The sequence below is a fragment of the Armatimonadota bacterium genome, assembly GCA_029907255.1.
GTDB lineage: Bacteria > Armatimonadota > UBA5829 > DTJY01 > DTJY01 > JAIMAU01.
This window is the reverse complement of the sequence record JARYMF010000014.1, coordinates 55,904-77,685: the sequence shown is the minus strand read 5'-3', so window position 1 is coordinate 77,685 and position 21,782 is coordinate 55,904. Positions and strand designations below refer to the sequence as shown.

Annotated in this window: 15 protein-coding genes and 1 tRNA gene; 3 read left to right on the top strand and 13 right to left on the bottom strand. The window is 46.9% G+C overall.

Annotated features, from left to right (window positions below; all coding sequences use genetic code 11):
* The 8 genes from QHH26_11910 to sppA all read right to left on the bottom strand — a co-directional run.
* The coding region (locus QHH26_11910) for a hypothetical protein (GenBank protein MDH7482660.1) at positions 1 to 1,521 on the bottom strand (1,521 nt) is incomplete at its 3' end.
* A 44-nt stretch (positions 1,522 to 1,565) separates the two neighbouring features.
* Positions 1,566 to 3,638, bottom strand: a complete 2,073-nt coding sequence (locus tag QHH26_11905) for a hypothetical protein (protein MDH7482659.1) — start codon at positions 3,636 to 3,638, stop codon at positions 1,566 to 1,568.
* Positions 3,639 to 3,669: 31 nt separating this feature from the next.
* The gene (locus tag QHH26_11900; GenBank protein MDH7482658.1) at positions 3,670 to 6,702 is read right to left on the bottom strand and encodes a S8 family serine peptidase; all 3,033 of its coding nucleotides are present in this window, start codon (positions 6,700 to 6,702) and stop codon (positions 3,670 to 3,672) included.
* Between the two features lie 28 nt (positions 6,703 to 6,730).
* Positions 6,731 to 8,629: a hypothetical protein gene (locus QHH26_11895; GenBank protein ID MDH7482657.1), complete on the bottom strand. Its 1,899-nt coding sequence runs from the start codon at positions 8,627 to 8,629 to the stop codon at positions 6,731 to 6,733.
* A 339-nt stretch (positions 8,630 to 8,968) separates the two neighbouring features.
* A complete protein-coding gene (coaE, locus tag QHH26_11890; protein ID MDH7482656.1) occupies positions 8,969 to 9,661 on the bottom strand; it encodes a dephospho-CoA kinase in 693 nt (230 codons plus the stop codon).
* 50 nt (positions 9,662 to 9,711) lie between these two features.
* Positions 9,712 to 11,439 carry a 30S ribosomal protein S1 gene (gene rpsA, locus QHH26_11885; protein MDH7482655.1) on the bottom strand — a complete coding sequence of 576 codons (1,728 nt, stop codon included), beginning with the start codon at positions 11,437 to 11,439 and terminating at the stop codon, positions 9,712 to 9,714.
* A gap of 300 nt (positions 11,440 to 11,739) precedes the next feature.
* Positions 11,740 to 14,421: a DNA polymerase I gene (polA, locus tag QHH26_11880; GenBank protein ID MDH7482654.1), complete on the bottom strand. Its 2,682-nt coding sequence runs from the start codon at positions 14,419 to 14,421 to the stop codon at positions 11,740 to 11,742.
* A 90-nt stretch (positions 14,422 to 14,511) separates the two neighbouring features.
* The gene (gene sppA / locus QHH26_11875) at positions 14,512 to 15,471 is read right to left on the bottom strand and encodes a signal peptide peptidase SppA (protein MDH7482653.1); all 960 of its coding nucleotides are present in this window, start codon (positions 15,469 to 15,471) and stop codon (positions 14,512 to 14,514) included.
* 55 nt (positions 15,472 to 15,526) lie between these two features.
* Between sppA and QHH26_11870 the strand changes: the two genes are divergently transcribed.
* Positions 15,527 to 15,613 (top strand) — tRNA-Leu (locus QHH26_11870).
* Positions 15,614 to 15,866: 253 nt separating this feature from the next.
* Here QHH26_11870 and QHH26_11865 read toward each other — a convergent pair.
* From QHH26_11865 to QHH26_11850, 4 genes are all read right to left on the bottom strand, one after another.
* On the bottom strand, positions 15,867 to 16,214 hold the full coding sequence (locus QHH26_11865) for an aspartate 1-decarboxylase (GenBank protein MDH7482652.1): 348 nt from the start codon (positions 16,212 to 16,214) through the stop codon (positions 15,867 to 15,869).
* Between the two features lie 36 nt (positions 16,215 to 16,250).
* Positions 16,251 to 17,333, bottom strand: coding sequence for a uroporphyrinogen decarboxylase family protein (locus QHH26_11860; GenBank protein MDH7482651.1), 1,083 nt, complete (start codon positions 17,331 to 17,333; stop codon positions 16,251 to 16,253).
* 28 nt (positions 17,334 to 17,361) lie between these two features.
* Complete coding sequence (locus QHH26_11855) at positions 17,362 to 17,880, bottom strand: cob(I)yrinic acid a,c-diamide adenosyltransferase (GenBank protein ID MDH7482650.1); 519 nt, start codon at positions 17,878 to 17,880, stop codon at positions 17,362 to 17,364.
* 96 nt (positions 17,881 to 17,976) lie between these two features.
* Positions 17,977 to 19,050: a mannose-1-phosphate guanylyltransferase gene (locus QHH26_11850; protein ID MDH7482649.1), complete on the bottom strand. Its 1,074-nt coding sequence runs from the start codon at positions 19,048 to 19,050 to the stop codon at positions 17,977 to 17,979.
* A gap of 268 nt (positions 19,051 to 19,318) precedes the next feature.
* Between QHH26_11850 and QHH26_11845 the strand changes: the two genes are divergently transcribed.
* Together QHH26_11845 and QHH26_11840 are read left to right on the top strand one after the other, a co-directional pair.
* Positions 19,319 to 19,735, top strand: coding sequence for an EamA family transporter (locus QHH26_11845; GenBank protein MDH7482648.1), 417 nt, complete (start codon positions 19,319 to 19,321; stop codon positions 19,733 to 19,735).
* Positions 19,735 to 20,142 carry an EamA family transporter gene (locus tag QHH26_11840; protein ID MDH7482647.1) on the top strand — a complete coding sequence of 136 codons (408 nt, stop codon included), beginning with the start codon at positions 19,735 to 19,737 and terminating at the stop codon, positions 20,140 to 20,142. The genes QHH26_11845 and QHH26_11840 overlap by 1 nt, the downstream gene beginning before the upstream one ends.
* Positions 20,143 to 20,159: 17 nt before the next feature.
* Here the strand turns inward: QHH26_11840 and QHH26_11835 are convergent, their stop codons facing one another.
* The gene (locus tag QHH26_11835) at positions 20,160 to 21,758 is read right to left on the bottom strand and encodes a gamma-glutamyltransferase family protein (protein MDH7482646.1); all 1,599 of its coding nucleotides are present in this window, start codon (positions 21,756 to 21,758) and stop codon (positions 20,160 to 20,162) included.
* Between the last annotated feature and the right edge of the window lie 24 nt (positions 21,759 to 21,782).

Sequence of the window (21,782 nt, the reverse complement as noted above, 5' to 3'; positions counted from 1 at the left end):
CGAAATAGGCGAAGGAGTTCGATAAAGCAAGCCGGCCTTTATCTTGGCTGAAGTTACTGCTTCCGTAGGCTCAAGTGTAATTCGCCGCTCAAGAGGACCATTGGTATCATTGCCTTTATAAATCCAAACGCTAATCTCTTGCGGGGGAATTCCGTCAATTTGCCCATATACTATCTGGAAACTAAGTCGGTCATTGGTTGTAGCACCCGTTGTAGCTTGTCCATTTGGGTTGTGCATTTGATATAACGGATCAATTGTATACATATGAGTATGATATCCGCACTCTTCTGGGCTCCACAACCCAACTGTTACTTTTGGATGTTCATTTGCGCTCCAGGGATAAACAGTGGTTACCCCTGGCACAAAAGTTGGGCGACAGACATAAATGCCCATGTTATATACGTTACCGAACTCAGGCGAGGGCTTACTGTGGAAAAGACAGTTGCCCGATAAAGGTCCATATGAAAACGGCTGCTCTTCTGCCCAAGTTGGAATTTCGCCACTCATGTCGCGGATATAATCGTCAGAACATCCGAAGAAATACCTATAATTGCCTATTCTTAAAGCCCTATAGCTGTTCCACTGGTCTGGTCGGATTATATACTCATATACCCCGTCGCCAAGCTCTGCGTTAGGCTGCATTGGCAGGTTTGTGTACGCACCACTTCCGCTATTGGCATAGGGGTCGTAAACATATAACACCACGCCCGATGGGTCAATGCCTGGTCGCGTTGTAAGGAAAACTGTGCCATTTCCATAATTCTTGTGCCAAGGCTCAGGCGCACGACCATCGTCATTGTTGTATTTTACGCGGAAGGTGTAAGTACTCGAAGTAGTTCCATCATCTGGGTTTTCTGGGTCATCCGGAGACTGACCCTCGTAACCCGTAGTAAAAAGTGGGTCAAGGGTAAGAGAATCAGGATATAACACATAGCCTGTCAGCCAATCGCGGTCCCATTTCACACCCCCATACCTCGGATTTGTACCACAAGGATGGGAGTCATGGACAGTTACTGGCCCCACATCAGCCGTAACCTCAGTAACTGTTGGCTCGTCACCTTCATTTTCAGGCGGTTGCGTAAATGTAGCCTTGATTTGGAAAGTTACTGACCGCGGAGACCCATCCGAATTGGCTTTTAATGCCTTAAATAAATACAAATGCTTCATTTTCGGATGAGGAGACTCGTTTTCTAGGTTAAGACCTGCGCTAACCCAAATGGTATAAAGCCGCCCTGTTATTGGATGTCCTACACCACACTCCTCAGGGACCGGACAAGTAACCGCTGACCCCCCATATGGGTCAGAAAGATATTCAAGCCTAAGTGTCCCTGCATCGGGAAAATATGGAGCTTCGGAACAAGTCCAGACGAATTGCACCTTATATACACTATTAGAGGTTGCTTCGACTGGATCTATTGTTACACTTCCAATGCTTTGGGCATGGCACTGGGAAGCAATTGCAATTACAAATAATAGTCCAGTGATTGCACATTTTAGCGCCATTGTCCCTTTATAGTTCATAATAAAAACCTCCTAAGCGCTACAATTACCAATAAATTGCTCCTCTATGGAGTTGGCGGCGGCGTTGGGCCTCCACCCGTATCTTCCGGTGGTATCTCGCCGCCGATGCCGGCGCCGATTTGTGCCTCAGGCGTCACTATCATATCTACGCCAGACCTTAATGCGCGTATCCAATAGCCTTGCCAAGGCTTTAGTTGAGCATCCCGCTTGCTATACATATCCCATCTTTGGAATGTTGCATTCCATGAGAAAATTGTTCTCGAAATTAGGCCTTTAGCTACTGCTTCATCATAGTCTAGTACACCGTAATCTGCATGGTAGAACCGCACTTCTCCAAACGTCATTGCGTATATGTATGGATTACCAATCATATTCCAACCTTGCTTTAGAGGAATATGAAAACCCTTAGTACCTGCCCACTCGCGTGGCACAAAATTGCCTGGCGTCAAAGAAACAGTCTGAGGGCGTGCAAGCCAGAGGTAGTAGCCCTTCCCTGGCACTATGCTATTTACCGGCTCTTCCCATTGCATAGTTACTGGGTCGTATCCAAGAAGCCGCCAGCTCCCGTCGCGGTTTTCAGGTGTCCATTCTTCGCCGACTAACCCTAGTGCAGTCTTTGGCTCGCTATTCATCAGTTCGAACGGCACTGATATCATCTGCCACCGCCACGAAAGCGGTTGCTTGTCCGCAGCAGGAATATTGATTGTTCGCGTTACTGTTGTACCAACACCAGGATATGCACTAAATGCAACTGAGAAATTCATGATACCTCTCGGCGATCCAGTAGTACGCACTTTCCAAGAAACTGATGCCTCTTTTTTTGCAGGAACGCGAACTAGTGTCTTGGTATAATGGTTGTTCTCTGATGGATCTAGCTCAAGACCTGGAGGAAGTATTAAAGTAAAGCTAGCATTCGTGAAATCCATGTGCGGCTCTAGATTTTCAAGATAAGCAGTTATGGTAAATGGATCAGGATAGACCATGCCGGATGAACCTGCCCCGATATATTTCAGACACCTAGGCGAATGAACAGCCGCACAATACTGAATATTTTTTTCGCTCGGTTCTGACATCTGAGCGCTTGAACAGGCAAGACCAATATAGTGTACTATTGTTCTCGACTGTCCTGGCATTAAACGGCGCGGCTTCCAAAAAGCTCCATACGCCACATCATTTATATATGTATGCTTTATTGGTTCATAGAGCCATGCCAACCATGGGTCCCCACCCTGACCCAGCGCGTAACCGTAAGTCCAACCAGAACCGGCTACATCGGGCCAATCATCAATGCCGACCTTATCGGGCATAGTAGCACCGCTGCCCTGAAAAGCAACCCTAATTGACCTTAAGGGATTCGTTGCCGAATCAAACATTTCGATTACTGGCGGGATTTGACCGACGGATAAAAGGGTTTTCTCCTCTATTATTGGGTAACCCGGAATACTTACAACCATTAGGCGGTCACGTGTTCCGTAATCACCATCGCCAAGTGTAAAGTCACAATATATGCGCAGTCCCACATAATGGTCTACTATATCTTCATTTGTGAGCTTCCACTCGAAACGCACGGTATTATGCATCAATCTGGCTGTTTGCTCACATTTTATGGGAATTAAACCGGGTGGATCTTCGCTCGACACCGGATACCATGATCCATAAATCATGTTGTGTTTATCCGTTCGAATATGAGGCATGACGTCCCATATGCCGTCGTTTTCATCTCCCCAAATGCCGGATGTACCTCCAACTTCAAAAGGCGCCCACATGCGATTACCCTCGTCATCATAACCATCAACCATTATTTGGATAGCGCCCCATTTATCACCAGGAGCACCAGCACCGGGTCCAAATGGCTGCCATATTATATCGGAATAGTCATCTTCTTCAACCGTTGGGTCGCCGCCGACAGCCCAAATGCAGAAACGCCCTGCCATAGGCTGACCTGGAATTAATGAATGCGTTTGAAGGTCCCATTGATCATCCCTTCCAACTGATAGGCCTATGTGCGAATTTTGGACGGATACAAAACCGGCACTTGCAGGTGTAATAACCCAGCATGTAAATAATACAAATATTATAGCTAACAGGAGTGCTGACCATTTGCTAAAGGTTTTCAACTCAATCCTCCTTATCCGCTCAGCATCCATTCTAGTACATTGGACCACAAGGCGTCGGCGGAATTATTAAAGTTACATCGCGCCCACCAGACAACCTAGCCGAATCCACGTAGACGGTATTTGGTACGCTAGCATTATTAGTAGTCGCTTGTATGAACACGGTCAGATGAGAACTCTGTGCAGTACAATAAACAATCTGCCGAGTCCAATTCCCCACGGAGTATTGTTCAGCAGACCATACCGCCGCACTTGGGTCTATACCACCGTAGGGATCTATGCCGATCTTTGTGCATTCGGTTGTATCGCCTGAGCTATTGCGGTAGGTCCAAACTGAAAACACATATCTCGTGCCTTCTAGGCTCTGAACACGCTGGTAAATTCCAGCAGAGTATGGAACGCCTTCTGCAACACTTCTAATGCTTATCCTTTGCGCCTGCGATGGATAACCACTATGATTTGGAACGTTAGCAAGGGAGTAAGAACTGCTCCCAACTCCAATATCGTAGGCCACCCAATCATCAGCTATGTCGCTAGGCGACGCAATGTTCACAGAAAACTCGCCATTTGAAACATCAAGCGGCATGGGACCCGAAGTAATAACCCTAATCCATTGACCTTCCCAAGGTCTCAAAACGGCTCTTTCGATTCTCTGCCACCTGTATTGTTTGTAGAATGAATCGTAGGTATAGATAATCGGAGATATCCACCCTGCTTCAACAGCTTCGGTCGCCCGCAGATAATTACCACCGCACTCGACAGTCACGTTTGCCCATTGCACCGGGTACGTGAACGGACATCCGATCATGTTCCATCCCCTATACAAACCTATAGTATAGGGTTCTTCCGGAACAGGAGTTCCAAAGCTTTCAGGAAGGGTGTATCCGCTGGGGTCTTCGACATAAAGCCAGTAGCCAAGACCTGCGGGAGTTGTTGCCAATGCCGTTGGGCTTGATAGCGATGAGATGGGGCACACCAAAAGATTCTTTAAAACGCTTTCTGGTGCTAGCGTTGCCTCATTGTCATATCTATCGCCAGCTTTGCAGTATGCATAATATCTTCCTGTGCTCCCATCGGCATAGGAATATCGCCAAAGCGCCTGATCATCACCAAACAACGCCTCAGGGGCGATTGATTGATCAATCTGATATGGCACGGAAATCAAGTTCCAACCAGCCGCGAATTTGCGCGTCTGAACTCTGAAATAATGGGTATCTTCATCGGACATTGGTATTGCCTGAGGAACGTCCGGTGGATTATCGGTTTCAGCAAAAGCCTTGATTGAGTGAAGTGTGCGGTCGCTGGCTAGCGGCGCTTCAAATATTAGATATGTTGTGCCTGCATTTTCGTCCAGAACGTGATAGCCTGTTTCCCAATTTGGAATAATATCGGGACTTGCACCTGCCGGACCGATTACTAGTTTATCGTCAACCCAAACACGAATTGTGTCTTGTTTGGCATGTCGGAAGTCTATGCGGCATTTTGGGCGTAAGGTACCGACTTCATTGCCGTTCTGAGGCGAAGTTATCTCCACGTCAATGGTAGCTTTCTTTAAAGCCTCATAGACATTCAGCAAACCCCAGCCATAGTTATCATTCGGACGGCCAAATCCCATTGGGGTAGCGCTTTTGCAGAGAATTTCCTGTACATCATAAGAGGGCACGCCCCTAGAAATAAGCAGCGCAGCAGCAGCAGCCACATGAGGACACGCCATTGAGGTCCCAGACATGTAACTAAATGCGTTACCTGTCGGGTCAGGCCACGTCTGAGAAGGTGGCTCCTGCTGAACTACCGAACCAGGTGTAGGTGGAGTCGTACCACCGCCGCCAGGGGGTTGGGCAGGACCTGTTGCTAAAGCCCTATACCAAACTGTGCTTAGAACTTCATAGCCTGGCGCTGCAATGTCTACCACATGTCCTCTTTGGGAAAAGCTAGTTACGTCATCAAGATATCCCGTGGCACCCACGCAAATTACACAATCATAAGAGGCAGGATATCCTGGTGGCGGAGCACCATTTTCCCATGAATTACCTGCAGCCGCAACTGGAACGACACCCTTACTTACTGCATACTCCAATACTCTTTCTTCCTCTTCCGTCGGGCTCTGACCGCCGAAACTCATGTTTATGACGTTACACCTAAGCGGCTCACCGGTATTCGGATCCTTGCCTTCCCACGTTGCACAATAATAGATTGCGTTGATAATGGCATCCAAAGGAAGCCCGGGGTCGCCGTCAGGCATTACTTTTATAGGAAGTATCCACACTCCATCCCAGCATAGGCCTGCAATACCAATTGTATTGTTCGCCTGTGCTGCAATTATCCCCGCTACGTGTGTGCCGTGTGTAACTGTACCAGATGGAACTTGGTCGTTTTCAGATGGAGAGGGGTCCGAATCAAAATCGCCAAAATCATAGCCTTCTCCTTTGAGGATGCGGTCCTCCAAATCAGGATGCGGGCGCCGAATTATTTGTCCCTGATCATCAAAAGAAAGCCTGTCTCTAACACCAGTATCTATTACACCTACCACAACGCGATTGCTACCTTTTTCGATATCCCACGCCTCTGGCGCATGAATATGAAGGATTTCAGGCCTAGTGGGGTGCGGCTGCAAAGGCCATTGGCCGGTTATAAAATTCGGATTTGTTGGGTTAACCTGCGCGGGGTAGAATTGGTCATTAGGAACATCTAAAGGGTAGCGGTAGTAGTTGTATTGGACGGATTTGATAGCTGGGTATTTTTTGAGAATCGCTTCACGGTTGCTAATTATCCCATCAGGTGTATTTCCGCTACCTGCAAGGTCGAGCACAACGATATTGCCGAAATTGACTCTGCGAGCTATTCGTGTTTTGTATTCAGCATTAAAACCCGCAAGATCAGCGTCAGTATGTCCTTCATGTAGCGAAACCAAGATTTCGTTTGGCACGTATTTTGGGCGTTGGGAATTCACTAGCCAGGTTGCAAAAGATTCGGCGAAACTGGGCACGACTCCAGCCAGTACCCACACTATTGCTACCAAACATAGCACCCAAAGGGATATAATGCGTCCCGTTGCTCTACCAAACATGTTGCTCCGCATCCTTTCTTTACGTCAGTTAGAAGGGCGTTGGCGGAGTTCCACCACCATCACTTCCACCGTCTTCAACGCCTGGCGGGCTTGGTGGGAGCTCAACAGTAAACTGCTCCATTAAACTATAAATATATCTGGTATTCTTTGGGCCGTCTTTCTGCGGAGATGGTCCGGCAGGGATTGGGCCCGGCCTGTCAGCACTGTTTCTTGCACCAACGCGCCAGTATAGAGTATCGCCGTTCTGAATACCCTGCAGCTCGGGAACCAAATTGCCATTGCGATCTCTTAAAACATTCGTGAACGTCTTTGACATGAGTACTCCGTCCATTGACGTACGCTGAACAAATTGATATACCCATGTAACATCTCGCTCAAAATTCGGACTCTTTGATACTTCAATACAATATGTATCGGCGCCTCCCGAGCTTTCCCACTCAAAAGTAATATCGTTAAGGTCCCCCATGCCCATGGTAATAGGCTGGCATATAGGCCTATTCAAAGCAGTTGCAATACCTGCCGCAACAGGAGGTGTCTCCCAATAGGTTATGTTTCCTGTTGTCGGATTGACACGCTGATAAACGCAAGAGACATAATATCTATGCGGCCTACCAATAGTAATTCCGCTCATGCTCATATCTGCTTCTTCCAATGTTGTATGGTCAAGAGATGGATAATGCCAGGCATCCACGGTTCGAGGTGAGGGTTCGTCAACTACTCCATAGTCAAACCCAGCAACTGGTCCAATTGTATTGACGCCTGGAGCCAGCACAGGTGCCATAGTACCTTGGCCTCCTGAGGTTGGATTTCCCCAATTATCACGCCAAACATGGAACTCCCTAATGTTTACCAAGCCAATATTTCTAGGTGCGTTCCATGTTATTAATATGCCTACATCGCTCTCATGTGGATTTATATCAGGAAGTGCTCCAGCCTGGGCTGTGACTCCTGGTACCGTTTCAGGTTGATCACCACCGCCTTTAAAAAGTGCGCCTATCGCCAGAAGACCTAAAATTGCCCAAGCCAATCGGCTTCCACGAGAGATTTGTTTTCTCTGCTCACTGGGTCGTACTGGGGGTTGGGTAGATGTTACATCCTTTGCCGAGGGCATTTCGAAAATAGCTCTCACGCGGTCTTCGGGCTTCACGCCTTTTGGTGCGCGTATGACTGTAGCGATTGAGTCGGTATCGGTGACCCTAGAGACTTTAACTCGGCCTACAACCTCGTCTTGCCCGCCTTCGCTGCGCCGTAGGACAATCATTTCCATGCCAACTTCGATGCCTTCTTGAGATCCCTTATTTAGCAAGACCTCGGTTGTTCCAACTGAGCTGAGGACGGTGGCTTCGGGGAGTATGTATTGTACCATTGTCTCTACAGCGATTCGAGCTGCGTCGCTTATTGCTTCAACCAGGAGCTTGTCTTCATCAGCGGTATATCCTACGTGCGGATAACTCCTGCCAACTGCAATTGCGCCGTTAACTAGTTCCCCAGACGCAACATCACGCATAGCGACTTTAAGGCGAACTTCGGCTTGATTTTTATCCTTGTCAATTTTGATATGATCTAGCTCCCCACTAATAACACAGTTTGCGCCAACTTCCTGACCTAGTCTCTGCGAAAGACCAGGAGTGAGAGGAACTGAGTATCCTAGCTCCTGCATCTTGGCTTGGAGAGTGTCGCCAGAGGTAACATTGAACTTCCCTGAACGGAATAGCTCGACGACAACTGCATCGGTTGCCATTTTGCCAAACATTTTGCCTGGCATCTTGCTGGTATTCAGGAAATCAACTACGGCAACCTCAATTATCCTCCCTTGGCCAAACACTGCTCCGGGGATGAACGCCGTGCAGCCAATGGATGTTAGGATGGCAACAATGCACAGCAAACTTACTGGTAAACGCGTGTCTCTTACCCTAAACGCTTTCACAACAGTGTTTCCTCCTAGGAAATACTTGTCTTGCTGGCGTGCTATCGAATCAACGCCAAACTATTCTTTTAAATTACTGCCTTTACGAAACTGGTATATGCTGCAGAATGAAATCACGCGAGGAGCGCTATAATCCAAAGCGGAAAGTGGATAAATAACTTTCATGAGTTCACGCTTTTTCATTTAGTCCTAACTTGGATTGAGGATATCTCACGACTGCCCCCAGCAGATTTAAACCAATAAGCTACCCCTATCAATGCTCTGCGCCTGATTTCATTCGCAGTAGAGGCTCATACCAGTATTTCTAATTGTGCAAACAACGCCCCGATTATAGCACAGCTATTTTTGTTGTGCAAGCAATTCTTGCATTGCATGCCACACAGAATTTACTTGCTCTTTCGTTTTTTCGAAAGTATCCTCAGTGCTAATTACCCAATCGGCATGTTTGATTTTTTCAGCCATTGGTAACTGCGCCGTGATGCGTTGGAGTGCTTCACGGCGAGAGATTCCGTATCTCTTTTGTAGACGCTCTATCTGCGTCTCTTGTTCCGCACTAATTACCAAAACCTTGTCAACCATTCGAACTGATGATGTTTCTATTAGTAATGGAATTTCAACCACTAGTACTCCTGCGCCTTGCTTACGAAAATTATTTATCTCAGATTCTATTTGGGCTAATACGCGTGGGTGTATGATTTTCTCAAGACGGGCTCTTTTCTCTGCGTCTTCAAAAACTATTTTGCCGAGTTTTCCACGGTCTATTCGCCCCTGCTCGTTGAGAATGTCTTTCCCAAACACTTGAATTATTTCCTTCTGAACTTCAGGGTCGTTATCCAGAAGGTCGTGTACCATATCGTCTGCACTTATTACGCGTGCGCCAAGGTCAGCGAGCATTTTTGCAACAGTGGACTTTCCACTAGCGGCACCGCCGGTGAGTCCCACAATAAGCACTTTCCGGCCACAAAAAGGACCGGCCCGCATTGTTTGCTCTGTGCAGACCGGTCCTACTTTCTTATCCTGACTTTCGCTCATATGACCTCTGATGTTTGACAAAGGACACCGTATGATTTTGCCGTGTACTCTTATTCTTCACTACGCTCTTCTTCCGTCCCATTAGTTGACTGCTTTATTTCCTCTTCGGCAGAGGTCACTTCAGAAACTGCCTCATTAGTTGAGGAATTAACTTCTTCGGATGCTTCTTGAATTTCGGTCGAGGCGCCCTCAACTTCGAAAGCAACTGCTTTTGTCTCAGCTACGGCTTCGTTGTCTTCTTTTGATAGAGTTTCTTCGGCAAAGGAAGATCCCATAACATCAGCTTCAAGATCTTCCTCATCCGCTTTGATATGCTGTTTCTTCTTTCGCTTCTTAGAAGGTTGATCCTCTGCCTCCTCGACTACGCTTCGAAGCTCCCTAAGTTTATCTCCAACCAGGTCGCCCAGTGTCATGCGGCCTTCATCTTGGGCTGAGCGATAAGTCTCATATTCCGCTTTCTCTTTTTCCTCAAAGATTTGGCGAATGCTTAGAGTCATTCGCCGCTCTTCGGGCTTGAGCTCGATAATCCTTGCTTCTACATGATCGCCAACCTTAACTACATCCTCTGGCTTTTTAACCCGTTTTCTGCTCAGTTCAACATTTGGAATTATCCCTTCAATACCTTCGTCCAACCGAACAAAAGCGCCAAAGGGCACTAGTCTCGAAATTTCACCTTCGATTACTTGGCCGACACTATATTTACTTTCGATATCCGCCCACGGGTCGGGCAGAATTTGCCTCAACCCAAGTGATATCCTATCGGCCTCGAGGTTTAGTTTCAAAACCATCACCTGGATCTTTTGGCCAACTTTCACCACTTCCGACGGATGGTTTATTCTCGTCCATGACATTTCACTAACGTGCAAAAGCCCATCAATACCGCCAAGATCAATGAACGCACCGTAGTCGGTAATGCGTCGCACAATACCTTCGCGAATTTGGCCCTCTTGCAGTGACTTTATGGTTTCGGCACGCCGCTTCTCCCGTTCGCTTTCTACTGCAAGTTTATGGGATAAAACTACTTTTCGGCGGTCTCGGTCAACTTCGATAATTTTAAGGGGAAGCGACTGGCCGATATATCTATCAAGGTTTTTAACGTTCCCGCTACCGACGTGAGACGCTGGGATAAAACCCCTAACCCCAAGGTCTACTACCAAACCACCCTTTACGCGGTCGGTTACCATTGCGGTAATTGGTTTATCTTCCTCATAGTGTTGGATTACCCTATTCCATGCGTTTTCGAAATCGGCGCGTTTCTTTGAGAGTAGCAAGCTGCCATCCTGGCTGTCCGTTTCCATCACATATACGTTAATTCGGTCGCCAACGGAAACTACTTCTTCCGGCGACTGAAACGGCTCCTGTGCTAGCTCTGTCATTTTGATTATGCCTTCTGACTTTGTGCCAACATCCACCAGCACCCCATCTTTATCAATATGGACGACGACCCCGTCCACTAGGTCGCCCTCAGACAACGATCGAAACGTTTCCGAATAATGATCTCCACGTTCCGATGTTTTCTTCACGGATTGGGGCTCGGCTTCTTCAGCAGATGTTGAAGCACTCTCAGGCTCAGGAGCTTTTTCCTCTGCTTTTGGCTCGGCCTCCACCGAAACTTCTGCCTTTTTCTCTGCTCCTTCTGTAAATGTAGCTGGTTCGCTAACTTCTGATTCCGTCAATTGCTCGTCGTTCATAACCAAATCCTCTGATTTGGCCTCACTCTTGTTGGAGCCCGCCCTCTCTAGCGGGGTGGCTTCGTAAGCCTCTTTGTCGTAAGTCATGATTAAATGCTCCTCTCTTCTAGGCGTCAATTGTTTTTTAATTGAACACCTAGTACGGACAATATTTCTGTCCATTCAAAGTATTTGGACGTAGCATCCCACATCCGCCCGGTCTTGCATGTTTTTGGAATTCAGCAGTAGGTAGGTGGGAACTCTACTGCTTTAAACTTCCCTGCACGGCACCTTAATTGTCCCGGCAGGTCCAGCTTGTTCATGCTACCTTAGGACTGCTTCCGCATGTCGTTGCTCAGTATTATAACACATAACCCAGATACATGCCAATACCGCATGGGCAATAACTCAGGCTCCAATATGCTCCTCTACAGATACTGGTTGAGCCGTACACCAATCCTTTCCTACTTTTGCTTCCACTTCAAGCTGAACATCCAAAGGATATACATCCCGCATTGCCGGAAGTACCAAATTTAGGAGTTCGTCGACCTCGCCTTCAGGAACTTCAAAGACTAGTTCGTCGTGGACTTGAAGCACCATATTTGCAGTTAAGTTGCTTTTCTTGAGTCGTTCGTTCACTGCAATCATCGCCAGCTTAATAATATCTGCAGCTGTCCCCTGAATCGGCATATTCACCGCTGCACGCTCGGCAAACTCCCTGTAGACCCTATTAGCGCTGTTCAATTCCGGAAGATACCTACGTCGCCCCATCAAGCTTTCTACATAGCCATTTATTCGAGCTTTTTCAAGAGTTTCACTTGCGTACTTCCGCACTCCAGGATATTGCTGGAAATAGCTTTCGATATATTTCCTTGCCACCCCAGTCGGAATATTCAGCTCCCTTGAAAGACCGTAATCGCTCATACCATAAATAACCGCAAAGTTTACGGTCTTAGCCTGACGTCTCATTTCTGGCGTCACTTCATCTGCTGAAACGCCAAACAACCTAGTAGCGGTAGTTGTATGAATGTCCTCACCTTCCCTGAAAGCACGCAGTAGCTCAGCATCGCGGCTTACATGCGCCAAGATGCGGAGTTCGATTTGTGAATAGTCTACCGAAACAAGCAAATTGCCAGGAGCTGCGATAAACGCTCGCCTAATTTCCCTTCCTGTCTCTGTCTTAATCGGAATGTTTTGCAGATTTGGCTCGCTGCTAGACAGCCGTCCCGTCGTAGTGACAGCTTGATTGAGTGTAGTGTGTATCCGACCCGTCTTGGGATTGATTAGCTTGGGGAGAGTATCCGCATAAGTTGACTTTAGCTTTGTAAGTTCTCGGTACTCTAGAATTTTCTCTACGATTTCGTGCGCTGGTGCCAGGGCCACAAGGGTATCAGCATCTGTCGAAAAACCAGTCTTTGTCTTTTTCTCTGCCGGCAAACCCAGCTTGTCGAAGAGTACAAAAGAAAGCTGCTTGGGAGAACCAATGTTAAACTCCATCCCAGCAAGCGTGTATATTTCTTTTTGAAGATTATTAATCCTTTCACTTAATTTTTCAGATAAAGTCCCCAGCCAAGTGCTATCTACGGCAACGCCCGTCAATTCCATATCCCCCAGTATGGGCACCAGTGGCATTTCGATGTTGTACATCAACAGCTCGATGTTATCTTTCACCAAGTGCTCCGTGAGAACACTGACCAGACGCATAGCCGCATCTGCCTCTGCTGCAAATAGCCGCTCTTGCTCAGTTTCTTGCGTCCCTTCTTTGCCTGGTAATTCACTTGATAGATAATCAAATACAACATCTGACAACTTCTGAACATTCCGTGAGCTGTTTATTAGGTATGCGGCAAGCATGGTATCGAACTCAAGACCTTGTATGTCGATACCGACTTTTCGCGCCATTTCATATTCATACTTTAGGTTGTGGCCAAATTTTTTTATTTTCTCTGACTCCAATAACTTCTTGAAATCTAGGAGACTCAGCCCGCTATTCTCACCAAAGCGCACATAATACGTTTTACCAGGGGCAACAGAAACGCCGACCCCCAGCGCATCCGCATTAATTGGGTGTGCGGCTGTTCCACGAATCCTAAAAGCGAACCCCCCGACTTTTTCAATTTGTTCCAATAATGCCCCCAATGAAGGTCTATCGCAAACGAGTTTGTATTCAGACAATTCCTCTACTTTGGCGCCCGACTCAAATTCAAGAACAGGCTGGGCATTATCCTCGGGCAGCCGCTTCAACAACGAACGAAATTCCAAACGCTTGAAAAGCTCCCGAAGCTTTGGTAGGTTTGGCTTTCGGAGCTTACATTGCTCAAGGTTAATGTCAATGGGGACATCAGTCTGAATGGTTGCCAATCGCTTTGAGAGCAAAGCTTGGTCAATCGAACTTCGTATTTGCTCGCGCAGCCGTGCTTCTTGTATATCATCAATATGCGCAAGGATGTTCTCTAAGCTACCGAATTCCTTAATAAGCTTTGCAGCTGTTTTATCGCCGATGCCCGGCACGCCAGGAATATTGTCCGAAGGATCACCTTTAAGAGCTTTATAATCAATAAGCTGCTTAGGCTTGAGGCCATAGCGAGCCTCAACAGCCTTCTCATCGTAGACAACAGTCTCAGTTACGCCCCTTACGGTAGTCATTACTTTGACTTTGCTGTCCACAAGTTGCAGAGCATCTAGGTCACCTGTAACAATGATTACGTCATAGCCTTCTGACTCGGCTTTTCTAGCAACTGTGCCAACAACATCGTCAGCCTCATAGCCTGGAACCTCAAGTATAGGAATATTGAAGGCTTCAATCATCTCGCGAGCGATAGGTCCCTGGGAACGAAGCTCATCGGGGGCGCGCTTTCGATGGGCTTTGTATGCCACGTATTCTTCATGCCGAAAAGTTTTTTCGGGGGCATCGAAAGATACTATCACGATATCGGGCTCTTCCTCTTCTAGGAGACGCAATAGCATCATTGCAAGCCCGTAAACTGCATTTGTTGGCTGATTTTCCAATGTAGAAAAGTGTGGGAGGGCAAAGAACGCTCGGTATAAAAGGCTGTTTCCGTCTATAAGAATGACCTTACCTTTGCTCATTTTAAAACTCATATCTAACGCCAAACAAAAAGATTAATTCCCAACCGCAATTAGCGAGAATAATCAAATACCTGGTTTTATATTTGTAGTTTAGTAATCAGGATTGGACAGCGAATTGAGATTATCCACGCGAAGTAACCTTCGCGCTAATCCCATAAGAAATTTAGCGCGAGACTGGTCGGCAAAGTTTGATTCTGCTTCGCTTATTAGCTGCCCCAAAAGACCTCTTTGTTCATAATACTCTTTGACCTCAAACTCCCCCTTTATTCCCGCATCGCGCGCCGCTGCCTTAAGCGCGTCCTCGAGGCCGCCAAGTTCATCTACCAACTTCAATGCCTTTGCCTGACTGCCGGTAAAAATGCGCCCGTCAGCAAGTTCTCTTACCTTTTCAATAGGAAGTTTCCGGCCTTTGTGAACGTCTCTTACAAACTGCTCGAAAACATCGTTTATTAACCCCTGGAGAATTTTCCGCTCTTCAGGAGTAAGGGGACGCGATATACTTCCCATATCCTTGTGCTTCCCGCTCTTAATTGATCCCAACTCAATTCCCAAACGATTAAGAAGGACATGGAGGTCGGCAATTTCCATGACTACCCCGATGCTGCCAGTTATAGTTGCAGGGTTAGCATATATTCGGTCTGCAGCAGCTGAAACGTAATATCCTCCAGAAGCAGCAACATCGCCCATCGAGACTGTAACCTTCTTGCCTGACCGCCGGACGCGCAAAATCTCGTTGTATATCTCTTGTGAGGCTGCAGCGCTTCCTCCAGGACTATTAACCCTGATGACGAGCGATTTTATCGAATTGTCTTTCCTCGCACGCTCAAGCGCCCGAATTACTCTTTCCGAAGCTGCACCTTGATCACCGAAAAGTCCTCCCTGACCACTTCCCGAGAAAATTACTCCCTCAATTCGAACTAATCCAACCTTGTATCCAAATCGGGGAATAGTGCCACCCTTACGTGCCGTCAGCGCAAAAATCATAAAGGAAACAAAGACAAGAACAAGCACCACCACAATAATTAAAGCAACGGCAACTGTTTTTTTCATAAAGGGCGGCCTCCTAATTGACAACCAATGTGAAATGGGTTATAATTTACTCAGTGCCGAAGTGGCGGAATTGGCAGACGCGCCGGTCTCAAAAACCGGTGAGGGCAACCTCATGTCGGTTCGACCCCGACCTTCGGCACCATTTTATTTAGGATTCCCTTTTAAACGATTTATTGTAGCAAGTCGTTCATGGCTGTGTCAATTTGCCATCCTTTGTCTTACCTCGCCAGACCCCACCCGAAGAGACAGGAAATTCTAATCGTCTAGACTGACCAAATTTGGAAAATTACTCACCCAAAAAGCATGGGCAAAAGCGGACTAATGCTTGTTTGAACTTCCGTGATCAACAAGCGAACGAGGTAATTATGAGGTCATGTCAAGTAAATTATACTTCGCTAGAGATACCTTAAAAATTTGTTTTCTTCGTCAACTAAAATAAGCTTGGGGGTTACTTCCTCATCAGTAATGGCAAAGGAGACAATTATTATCTTATCTCCTTTCTTTACAAGATGTGCCGCGGCTCCATTTACACAGATGACTCCAGACCGCTTCGGCGCGGGGATTGCGTAGGTTTCAAACCGTTGACCATTGGTAACGTTCCAGACGTGCACAAGTTCACCCTTCTTTATGTCTGCACGCTCCATCAGGTCTTGGTCAATTGTAATACTCCCTATGTAATTGACATCAGCGTCTGTAACAGTTGCTCGGTGGATTTTGCTTTTTAAAAGTGTCAGAAGTCGCATTTCTTTCGCCCCTAGCTATTATTATACCAATTGACATTAGTTCCTGTGAAGATACTTTGCGATATAATTATGTGCTCTATACTCTGACACCATTTTCTCGTCAAGAGGATATTGCCCAAACTGCTTTGCTGCTTCAACCATAGCCAAATAGTTTTCCGGCTTAACACCGGGATGAATACTATTACTCGATGCAATTACATGACCGCCCCCAACTGAACCTTTAGCTATTGTCTCCTTTACCGCATCAATGACCTCTTCACGCGTGCCGTGCGTGAGGACCTCGGTACAATCAACATTTCCTACAACGGCAACACGGTCGCCATACTTTGCCTTAACCTCCCCGATATCCATCCCAGCAATTGGTTCGAGTGGGTCAATTGCATCTGTCCCTGTAGCAACAATCATATCAAGTATCGGCCAAATATTCCCGTCGGTGTGCTTTATATGGGGAACTCCACCCTGATGAGCTGTGTCTACCATTTCCTTTATATAAGGAACACAAAACTCCTCAAAGAAAGCAGGAGACATCAAGGGCGCTGTTCGGTAAGCATAGTCATCTCCACATACTACGGCATCTATCCCTTCATCAATCGCTCGTTGAAGCACTGCCTTCTTATAATCAACTATCATTCTCGCCAAGCGATGGGCAAACTCCGGATTCTCAATGTAAGCGGCAAAGAGGTTTTCAAGACCAATAAGGTAATGAGAAAACTCGAAAGCCTCATGCCCACAAAGGACAATTGCTTTTTCGCCTTTAAAGCGACGAACAGCCTCAGAAACTGTTTTTAACCTGTGGTCAGCATAAGGGTCGGGAGGCTTATAAGAATCTAAGTCTGCTGGACTTTTCAGCGGATGGCCAGCTGGATAAGCAACTCCACATGGCTCCACTCCCCACACGATGCCCCATTCGTCGCGGAAATACCCGCCGCCTAAATCCTCTCGGCGGTGGTCTTCAAAAACTGTGATTGCATCTAAGTCAAGCTTCTCGGCCAAAGCAAAATAACCTATATTCCCATAGAGCGCCGAAAGTGTGGGTTCGTTTATAATGAGCTCCCAAATTGGAACCCTATCAGGCTGCCCCCGCCTAAGAGCAGTCAGAAACCTCTCTCTGCCTGTCACTTTGCCAATAGCTCCTCTCGCTTATTGCCTAATATTCAATCCCCTGTCTCGAATTTCCAGGATGCTTTACTTCAACCATTTCTGTCACAAGGTCGGCGGCATCCACAAGTTCCTTAGGCGCATACCTACCTGTCAAAATAACATCTACCCAAGGTGGACGCCGCTTGAGAATTTCTAGTACTTCCTCGGAATTGACAAAACTATAATGAAGCACTACGCACATTTCATCCAAAATGACTATGTCATACTCGCCAGATTCAATTATTTCAACCGCCTGCGCCCAATTTTGACGGCTTTCCTCACGTAGAACTGCCGATTCACGTTGGTTGACATTTGGATCAAAAGGCGATGTTCGTCCAAAAACTGAAATTGCCGACCCAAGGCGCTCTGCGGCTAAAACCTCTCCCGATTTGCCAGGTTTCAGAAATTGCACAACTGCCACCCTAAGCCCACGCCCAATAGCTCTAAGCGCAAGTCCCCACGCAGCGGTTGTCTTACCTTTTCCGTTTCCCGTATAAACTTGTACGATGCCCTTGCGGATGCCCATTTTTGCGGCCAAAGTTTATCTTTGCATCATCAGATGCTTAGAAGCCTTGCAACTTTGCGTTGAAACTAGGACTCTTACGTCTACTTGGAAATAACTTCACAGATATTTATCCAAACCCCGCTCTTTCAATAACTCTACCAACTTTTTCACATCCTGCGCACGGTCTTTCGGACAAACAAGGAGCGCGTCTTCGGTATCAACAATAATCATATCATCAAGCCCAATGGTTGCAATTAGCTTATCCTTTGAACCAACAACCAAGCTATTGGTCGTATCTATTCCTATGTGAAAAGCGTTAACTGCGTTTCCGTGTTCATCTTTTTGCATTATGTCGCTTACTGCCGTCCAACTGCCAATGTCATTCCAACCAAACGTTGCCCGCACGACCATAATATCGTTGAGTTTCTCCATTATTCCATAATCAACGGAAATCCGACGCATTGCTTCATACTCACGGTGGAGAACTTCGGTTTCATTTTCTCCGCCGACGGCATCTTTTATTCGCATCAAACGCTCATGAATATCTGGCAAATGAAGAGCGAAGAGCTCCATTATTTTTGGCACACTCCATACAAACATGCCGCTATTCCAAAGATAATCACCACTCTCAACATATCTTTTAGCGGTCGGAAGGTCAGGCTTTTCAACAAACCGTTTTGCCTTATGAACCTCGCATCCCTCAACGACTTTGTATTCGGGCTCTATTTGAATATAACCATATCCTGTCTCAGGGGCTGTCGGAGGTATACCAATCGTGACCACTTTCCCCATTTCCGCTAGCTTCTTCGCCGCCAGTATAGTTTGTGCAAACTCTTCATCACCCGAAATATAATGGTCTGACGGGAAAACCCCCAAAATTGCCTCTGGGTCTATTAGGCTTATATATGCCGCCGCAAGGCCTATGCAAGGTGCTGTATCGCGCCTATAAGGATCAATAAACACCGCATCGGGCTTCCGCGCAGTTGCTTCGCAGATTAAATCTACGTGATGGGCATTAGTTATGATGTAGACCTTGTCCTCACCAAGAATTGCGGATAATCTGTCTGTCATAGCCTGCACAAGCGGCTTCTCTCCCACAAGAGGATGTATCTGCTTAGGGAAGTTTTCTCGAGACTTTGGCCACAATCGTGTGCCTCCGCCGCCTGCCATGACAATGCCATACATCTCCATATTACTCTTCTCCTTCAAAATGTAACTTGGCCCAATGCACATTTATTCTAGCATGGGCCGCTTCGTTTCGGCAATTAAAATGCTGAGGAATCGCCACTCAAGATATTACCCGTTATACTGCTGAGCTAACCTTCTTTCACATCTTGCCATTTACTACTTGGGGTGCTTACAATGGTGGCATGATATCCCAACTTCAAATAGCCCTTTTGCTCCCATATAGCAAGAGAAAAAACACTGAATACAAATAAAAACTGTCATGGTTTTATTCTTGATATTATCAATCATCTTCAATACCGGCTTTGCCATGAGCTACAAGATAGCGACACGGCGAAATTCGAATGTCCAAGCCGTAAACGTTTGGATGTACATTGGCTCTACCCTAACCGTAATCACCTATATTCTTATAAAGCATGAACTGTCGCTAAACATTCATGCTATTATTTTAGGTTCAATTTCAGGGTTTATGGTTTTCTTTGCAACTTTGGCATTTTTTTATCACATAGGCTACGGTCAGCTTTCAGCATCCTGGACAGTTATCAGCCTGGCGATAGCATTTCCCGTATTGGCCTCTATCTTTGTCTGGCACGAGCAACCAAATCACAAGCAGATTGTTGGCCTTGTGCTAATTACTTTTGCACTTATTCTTTTTGGCAGGCACGAAACAAGAAATGGAGGCACGTCATAATGAGCTTTCTTCTCCTTATGGTTGCATTCATGCTGACAGGTCTGCTCCATGTGGCAAACAAAGCGCTTCATGAATGCGGGTTGGATGCCTACCGTGATTTATATATGCTAATGTACTATGCCGTTCCAATGATAATGGGGTTGATTCTCTTAAAGATACAGGGCGGAAAAACAACAATGACCGACCGAAAAATAGGTTTGTTCATGGGATTTAGCGGTGCACTAAGCTTGCTCTTTTTCTTGATTGCGCTTCAGCAAATCCCTGGAATAGTTGCCTTTCCTGTTAGGAACCTTGGCAACTTAGTTGTCACGGCAACCCTCTCAATGGCCGCATGGAAAGAAAAACTTTCGCACAGCCAGTGGCTCGGGGTCATTCTTTCGCTTATTGCTATTTGGCTAATTTATTAGAAGCCAATGACTAGTAGTTACTCCAGAACCCCTGCTGCGCCTTCCACCCCAGCACCAGAAGCACCTACAATTTGACTGCCATCTATTCGTATGCATGAGGCAAGGCCTGCAAGTGTTTCGCGCTCCTCCAGCATATGCCCACGTGCCTTCATCGCCTCCCTCGCAGTCTCCGGCAGATGCTTCTCAACAAGCATTCCTGCAAGATGAGTGTGTATCCTTGGGCGATTAAGTGTTTCAGCAGGTGTCATGTCAAAGTCAATGATATTTACTGCAAACTGAGCCACCATGTTGGGTATCATGCGGCCCCCTGGAAGCCCAAAAGCTGCAACCGGGTTACCGTTGCTAGTAACGATTAGCGGCGACATGTTATGCATCACGGCCTTCCCTGGGCCAACAGAGTTTGGAAAGCCCGGCCTCGGATCAAAACGCGACATTCCATGGTTTAAAACAATACCAAGGCCAGGAACGCCAACCTTCGCGCCCCATCCACCGCCATGAGTCTGCGTTAGGGCAACCATATTGTGCTCGGAATCACAAGCCACCAGGCTTACCGTGCAGCCCACTGTTTCAGATTTGCGGAGTCGGCGAGCAACCGGCCCTTTTTTAATCCTTCTAGCAAGCTTGCCAGCATGTTTACTGGAAATCAACCATCGAATTTTTCGCTCAATGCCAGGAACATCGCCGATATATTTGAACCGATCTCTCCAAGCTAGGACTAGCGTATCTGCGAGATCTGCCCAATATTTTGAATCGTCCGCCGAGTATGGCTCTGGGCTCAACACATTGAGCACTGACAGAATCTCAAGTGCAGTTGGACTACCTGACAGTGCCGGACAAGCGTGAACTTGTTTTCCTCTGTATTCAAGAACTAATGGCTTGCAGATCTGTGCCTTGTATTCTGCCATATCACTTAAAGTGAGTATACCACCCAATGATTGAACGCGGTTTGCAATTTTTTCTGCAATTTCTCCAACATAGAAAGAACGAGGGTCGGCGGCTAGCGTCTCCAATAGGCGAGCCAAATCCGATTGCACCCAGATTTCGCCCTCCTGTGGTATGCTGCCATCGGGAAACATTGTTGCTATCGAATCTTCATCTGCACCATTCTTCAGCCATTCGAGCTGCGCAGCCAACCCTGGATAAACTGGGAACCCATCAGCCGCAAGGCGGATAATCGGCTCCATAACTTTACCCCACCCAAGGCGGCCAAATTTCTCAGCTGCCAAGGAAAGACCTGCTACAGTTCCGGGAACAGATACGGCAAGAGGACCTACGAAATTAGCATTGTTAACAACGGGGGCAAACTCTCCTAAACCATACTTTTTTGTATTATCCTCAATTTCAAACATACCTTCGGTTGCCGCCTTCGGAGCACGAGTATTGTAGTCAATAGTGACAACTCGTCTTTTACTCGAAAGATAAATAACCATCTGCCCCCCATAACCACCGATTCCATTAGACGCAGGTTTTACCACGCAAAGCGCTAGAGCGGTCGCAACCGCTGCGTCTACGGCATTCCCGCCTGCCTGAAGTATATCGCGCCCAACCTGAGAAGCCAGCGCATTGTCTGAAGCAACCATGCCAAACTTACTAACAACATCAACAGCCTTGCCCATTTCACCCTCCAAAATGCCCTCTGG

Bases quoted from the DNA above. Each gene is read 5' to 3' on its own strand.
- sppA (MDH7482653.1), bottom strand. From the start codon at position 15,471: ATGAAAAAAACAGTTGCCGTTGCTTTAATTATTGTGGTGGTGCTTGTT.
- polA (MDH7482654.1), bottom strand. From the start codon at position 14,421: ATGAGCAAAGGTAAGGTCATTCTTATAGACGGAAACAGCCTTTTATAC.
- QHH26_11840 (MDH7482647.1), top strand. From the start codon at position 19,735: ATGAGCTTTCTTCTCCTTATGGTTGCATTCATGCTGACAGGTCTGCTC.
- QHH26_11850 (MDH7482649.1), bottom strand. From the start codon at position 19,050: ATGGAGATGTATGGCATTGTCATGGCAGGCGGCGGAGGCACACGATTG.
- QHH26_11855 (MDH7482650.1), bottom strand. From the start codon at position 17,880: ATGGGCATCCGCAAGGGCATCGTACAAGTTTATACGGGAAACGGAAAA.
- rpsA (MDH7482655.1), bottom strand. From the start codon at position 11,439: ATGACTTACGACAAAGAGGCTTACGAAGCCACCCCGCTAGAGAGGGCG.
- QHH26_11900 (MDH7482658.1), bottom strand. From the start codon at position 6,702: ATGTTTGGTAGAGCAACGGGACGCATTATATCCCTTTGGGTGCTATGT.
- QHH26_11835 (MDH7482646.1), bottom strand. From the start codon at position 21,758: ATGGGCAAGGCTGTTGATGTTGTTAGTAAGTTTGGCATGGTTGCTTCA.
- QHH26_11865 (MDH7482652.1), bottom strand. From the start codon at position 16,214: ATGCGACTTCTGACACTTTTAAAAAGCAAAATCCACCGAGCAACTGTT.
- coaE (MDH7482656.1), bottom strand. From the start codon at position 9,661: ATGAGCGAAAGTCAGGATAAGAAAGTAGGACCGGTCTGCACAGAGCAA.